Source organism: Streptomyces sp. col6 (assembly GCF_008042035.1).
Taxonomy (GTDB): Bacteria; Actinomycetota; Actinomycetes; order Streptomycetales; family Streptomycetaceae; genus Streptomyces.
On sequence record NZ_RDBL01000080.1, the window covers coordinates 1 to 5,630 of the forward strand.

Genomic DNA, 5,630 nt, shown 5'->3' on the forward strand with positions numbered 1-5,630 from the left:
CCGGGGAGGCCGGGCCGCGTGCCGGGGTCGGTGCGCTGTCCGGGGAGGCCGGGCCGCGTGCCGGGGTCGGTGCGTAAGGCCCGTAACAGCTGTCTGAGGGCGGTCAGCCGGTGGTGCGGGTCCGGCAGGGCGCGCAGGGCGGCGAGCTCCCGGCGGCGGACGGCCGGGGCGACGGCGGGGCCGGGGGCGGCGGACGCCGAGTCGATCAGGCCGTCCAGCCTGGCCCGGTCGCGCTCCGTGTGCTCGGCCCGGCGCACCAGTTCCTCGGCGTGCTCGTCCAGGGCCGGGACGAGCAGGTCGCGCTCGACGGCGTCGGGTCCCGGCCCCTCGGTGCCGCGCACGACGACGAGCAGCCGGAAGCCGAGCGTGCGGACCCGGGCGAGGACGCGCACTAGGCCCACCGGGTCCGGGGCCTCGTCCAGGCCGATCACCGCGAGCACCGGGCCCGCCGCCGCGGGCCGGCCGGCGAGGGAGCGCTCGGGTTCGTCGCCGCCCTCCAGGAGCCAGTCGCGGTAGCGGTTGCGCTGGTACAGCGGGGGCCGCAGCTGGGCGACCAAGGTCTCCACCAGTTCGTCGGGCCGGCCGCGCCCGGCGTGGTGGACGACGTGGGCGCGGTGCAGCTGGTGGCGCAGGGTGCGGTCGCGCCCGCCGTCCGCCGGGACGACGCCGAAGCGCACGGCCGGCTGCCCGTCCCCCGCGAACCAGCGCCGCAGCCGCTCGGCGAATGCGTGGTCCCAGCCGTCCGGTCCGCTCAACTCGGCCACGAGCGGGACGAGTCGGGCGATGCGGTCGACGGGGATCATGTACGAGAAGGCGAGGTCGTTCTCGATGGGCAGCTCCCTCTCCAGGTCACCGCGCCAGCTGACGACCAGGCCGACGACGCTCTCGGGGCGCGCGCCCTCGCGTCCGGTGTGCACGGCGGCGCCGCTGAAGCCGGGGCGCACCACCTCGGCGTTGGTCCGGGCGTCGAGCTGCACCCAGTCGCCGTGGAGCCCGCTGATCCGGCCGGAGAGCCACATGCCGTCGGCGTCGAAGGGCGCCGCGTAGCCGCCGAGCCACACCTCGGCGCCGCGTTCCAGGCGCCGGGACAGCGGCGCGGGTTCGGCCTGGGGGCGGGGGCTGTCCAGGGCGAGGACGGCGACGTCCTCGCGGCCGTCGAGCCAGCCGTCCGGGGCGACCCGGGCGGCGACGGGCGGGATGCCTGGGTTCTCGGCGAACTCGACCCACATCGGAGTGTCCCGTTCCCCGACGACGTGGGCACAGGTCAGCACCCGGTCCTGGGCGATCAGCACCCCGGCCCCGGACACGTCCTCCTGCGGGCCGCCCCGACGCAACCGCAGCCGCCAGTCCGCTCTCAACTCCCCCATGGTCGACGAGCGTACGCGCGCACGGGCCCCGCTTCCCAGAGTGCGGACACAAAGGGAGCGGGGCCCCGGGGACGCTCAGCCGCCGCAGTGGAAGCGGGCGCTGCCCCAGTCGGCGTGGTCGTTGCCGTTGCCGTCGCCGCCGTCTCCGGCGATCAGCTCGACGTACTTGGCGCCGGTGACGTCGGCCGTGAGCGACCAGGCGGTGTCGGACGCCCGGAGTACCGGCGACTTCACCTTCTCAGTGCCGTCCGCCTGCACGGAGAACTGCACGCTGCCCGCCGTCTTCTGGACGTCGTCCACGCCGACCTCGGCGGTGAAGGAGGTGCACTGTCCGCCGAGGTAGTAGCGGATGGAGGCCGGGGCGTGGCTGCCGAGGCCCTTCTCGTAGACCGTGCCGCCGATGGTGAGCGCGCTGCCGTCGCCGGTGCCGGTCTCGCCGTTGGACAGGTCGCGCTCGACCGGCCCCCAGCCGTTGGTGGTGGCCGTCCAGTCGAGGTCACTGGCCCAGCTGTCCTGGGTGGGCGGCGGCGGCAGGGTGCGTACGGAGGTCTGCGCGCCGAGCTTCCGCTGCCCGTCGCCGGTCGTGTACGTGGCCTCGGAGGTGAGGGCGTACGTGCGGTACTCGGCGTCCACCGGCGGGGTGACCTGCCAGCTCGCGGTGGCCTTGGCGCCCGGCGCGACCGAGTCGAAGGTGACGGCCCCGGCGGGTTCGGCCTTCCAGCCCTCGGGGAGGGCCAGGTTCACCGTGACGCCGGTGGCGGCGGTGGACTCGTAGTTGGTGAAGCCCGCCTTCACGGTGTTGGCGGTGCCGGGCTCCAGGGTCTCGGCGGCCGGTGCGACCGTGAGCGTGCCGCAGGCGGCCCGCTCACCGGCGGGGGCCGCGCCGAGGTCGGTCACGGTGAAGCCGTCGAGCACGAAGTCGGCGCCCTCCGGGGCGTCGCCGCGCTTGCGGAGCCCGGTCCAGGTGTCGCCGCAGCCCGCCGTGACGGTCTCGGTGAAGTGGCCGGTGGTGTGCTGGGCGCCGATGGCGGTGGTCCGGGTCTCGACGGAGGCGGGCTTGCCGTCGGCGGTGATCCGGTCGTAGCCGTCGACCCACTCGTAGGCCCCGGCGTGGCTGGACTGGTAGTCGTACTCGACCTGGTAGCGGTGGCCGTCGGTCATCGGGACGGTCCAGGGGGCCGTGCGGTAGACCAGGCCGGTGTTCTCCTCGTGGGCCTTGAGGGACTCCTTGCCGCCGATCACGTCGTCGACGAGCTTCCCGTTCCAGCCGGCCCGGGTGTACGGGGCGTGCAGCTGGGAGATGACGGTGCGGGGGTCGGTGGAGCCGCCGGCGTCGCCCTTGAGGAAGGGGCCCCAGCCCTGGTCGACGTCCTCGAAGTCCTCGTGGACGACGGTGCCCTTCTTCGTGGCGGGGGAGTTGGCGACGAGGCGTACGTCGTCGGCGCGGACGGTGGCCGTGCTGCCGTCCGCCGCCTCGATGCGCAGGGTGGTGCGGCCGTCGGCCGGGGCGGTGAAGTTGACCTTGGCGCGCTGGAAGTAGGTGCCGTGCCAGTCGGACGCGGCGACGTAGTCCTTGGCGGTGGAGCGGTCCACGGCGACGGACTTCCCTCCCGCCGAGAGCGTGGTGTGCCGGGTCTTTCCGGGCTCGACCTCGATGAGCGCGGAGGCGGTGTAGCGGGCGCCGGGCTTCAGGCCGCCGATGCGCTGGGAGAGAGCGGCGGTGCCGCTGCCGGAGAGCTTCGCGCTGTTGCGGCCCTGGCCGTCGGTGTCGCGGACGGCGGTGCCGGTCCTCGTCCAGTCGCCGAGGCGGCCGTCGTTGAAGCCGGGGTCGGCGACGAGGGTGTCCTCGCCCCACTTCGGGTCGGCGGCCTTCGGGGCCCGGTCCGGGTAGAGGACGTAGGGCTGTCCGGCCTCGGCCTTCAGCGTGATCCGGCCGTCGACGGGGCGGACCGTGCCGGTCTTCACGCGGCCGTTGTCGGTGAGCCGGTAGACCGTGTACGTGCCCTTCGAGGGCACCGCCCAGCTGCTCGTACCGCCCTTCCGGCTGTAGTGGTAGAGCTTCTTGCCGCCGTCCCACGGGAGCAGGTAGTCGGTGCCGCTGAGGACCTTGCGGCCATGGTCGTAGAACGTTCGCTTGCCGTCCTCGACCGCGCCGGTGATCCCGCCGGTGAAGGTGATGTCGTTGCCGTCCCAGCGGGTGATCTTCTGCTGCTGGAGGTACTTGGCGGGCAGGTCGCGCTGCCAGATGTTGTCGTAGAAGCTGTTCCAGTCGGTCTCGCCGGTCCAGCCCTCGAACTCGTCGATGGCGCTCTGTCCGAGGACCGGGTCGTTGTTCCAGACGTCCTTCTCGCTGTTGCGGATGAAGCGGATGATCTTCGAGTTGAGGCCCTTGTTGGTGGCGCCGCCGTAGTCGAGGTCATTGGCCCAGTGCGACCACAGCGACGCCCGCTCGAACTTGTCGGCCCACTCGCTGGAGACGTTCCAGCCCTGCTTCTGGAGGGCCTGGACGGTCTTGTCGGCGATCCAGCCGTGCGTGTAGTACACGTCGATGTAGAGCATCGACAGGTTGGAGCCGGTCTCGTCGCGCAGCTGCTGGAAGCGCTTCGCGAGGTCGCCGCTGTTGATGTCGCGGCGCTGGTCGATGTAGTAGCTCTGGCCCAGCCAGTTCCAGCCCGGCTTGGTCTTGTCGACGAGCTGCTCGTCGAACGCCTTCGCCTCCGGGTACGCCTCCGTGGCGTTGACGTGGACGCCGAAGGTGGCGCCCCACTTCTTGCCGTCCTTCAGCAGGGCGTTCAGGTCCTTCAGCCCGCCGGCGCGCTTGTTGTAGTCGCCGCCGTAGTCGGGGTGGGCGGAGTCGTGGCCCTCGGAGGCGTACCCCTTGAGGAGGGCGAGCTGGCCGAGGCCGTCCGTGGACAGCGAGATCCGCTTGACGTCGTCCAGGGTGCGCAGGAAGGGGTGCGTGGCCTGGCTGGCGAAGTTGAACGGGATATGGGTGATGACCCGGTCCGCGGTGTCCTCGCTGCCCGGCGCGACCACGCCGATCGAGCGGAACGCGACGGCGCCGTCCTGCCAGTCGACGGCTCCGTCGCCGTTGGCGTCGGGCGTGACGACGACCTTGGCCCAGGGCAGGCTGTCGCCGCTCTCCGGCTTCGGCGCGCCGTCGCCCCGGTAGGTCCACTGACCCGACCACACGGCGACCCGGGTGGAGCCGTCGTCCTCCTTGCGGGCCTGGTGCCAGAAGCGGGCGTCGTCGCCGCCGGTGGCGCCGGAGGGCTTGTCGTACGAGGAGTTGGACTCGACGGCCGCCGCGAGGGAGCCGGTGTTGACGATCGCGTAGGTGGCGCCGGCGGGCGCGGACTCGGCGGGGGTGGCGTCGGTGACCGATCCGAAGACGTCGGCGGTCTTCGTGGAGTCGGTGTCCAGCTTGGTGAAGGCGGTCGCGGCGCCGGCGTCGGTGCTCGCCACGGAGACCAGGTCGTGGCCGGGTATGTCGATCGTGCCCACGCGGAACGCGGCGGTGTCGCGGACGGCGGTGACCTTGAAGGTGGTGGCGCGCCCGGACACCGAGAGCGTGGCGTCGATCTCGACGCCGGGCAGGTCCGTGAAGGCCAGCGTGTAGCGGGCGGACGAGCGGGTCACCTTCGGGGCGGCCTTGAGCTTCACCGGGTGCGCGGTGCCGTTCAGGGTGACGGCGGTGACCGGCCGGGTGGAGCCGGTCAGCTGCTTGCCGGAGGCGCGGTCGGTGTACGTGAGGACGCGCGGGAAGTCGGCGGCGACGGTGACCGCGAGCTGCTCGGAGGAGAGGACGGGGCTGCCCGCGGGCACGGCGGTTCGGGCGGCAGCGGTTGAGGGGGCGGAGGCCACGGCGGGGAGGGCGGCTCCCACCAGGGCCAGGACGGCTGCTGAGGCGGCGGCTGCGGCGCCCACCGGGATACGGCTTGGTGACATGTGCACTGCGTAGTCGTCGGCTCCGCGCACCGTCAACGACGTACGGCCCCGAGGGCTTCTCCAGTCCAACAACCGCTCTCCGTAAGTCCAAGCGGGGCGGAGCCGGGACAACCCGGACTCCGTGTTCAGTTCCTGATCACGCGTTGCGCGAACGGCGGACAGCGACCCGGCAAGTGCCGCCCACCAGCATCGAGTTGTGAAGAGTTCTTCTTTTTGAGAGCGCTCTCAGTCACAAGTCTTGACGCCCGTGCCGCGCGTCGCGAAAGTGGTGCGCACCGCGGACGCCCCGCTCCACCTCCCCCCGCACGGTCCACC

2 protein-coding genes are annotated in these 5,630 nt (G+C 72.6%); both read right to left on the reverse strand.

The genetic code is table 11. From position 1 onward, the window contains the following. Nucleotides 1–1,367, reverse strand: a 1,367-nt coding sequence (locus tag EAO73_RS35530; protein ID WP_191134353.1) for a S1 family peptidase, incomplete at its 3' end; no start/stop codon positions are given. 75 nt (nucleotides 1,368–1,442) lie between these two features. Beyond that, a complete protein-coding gene (locus EAO73_RS35535; RefSeq protein ID WP_147975647.1) occupies nucleotides 1,443–5,315 on the reverse strand; it encodes an endo-alpha-N-acetylgalactosaminidase family protein in 3,873 nt (1,290 codons plus the stop codon). Nucleotides 5,316–5,630 lie beyond the last annotated feature (315 nt).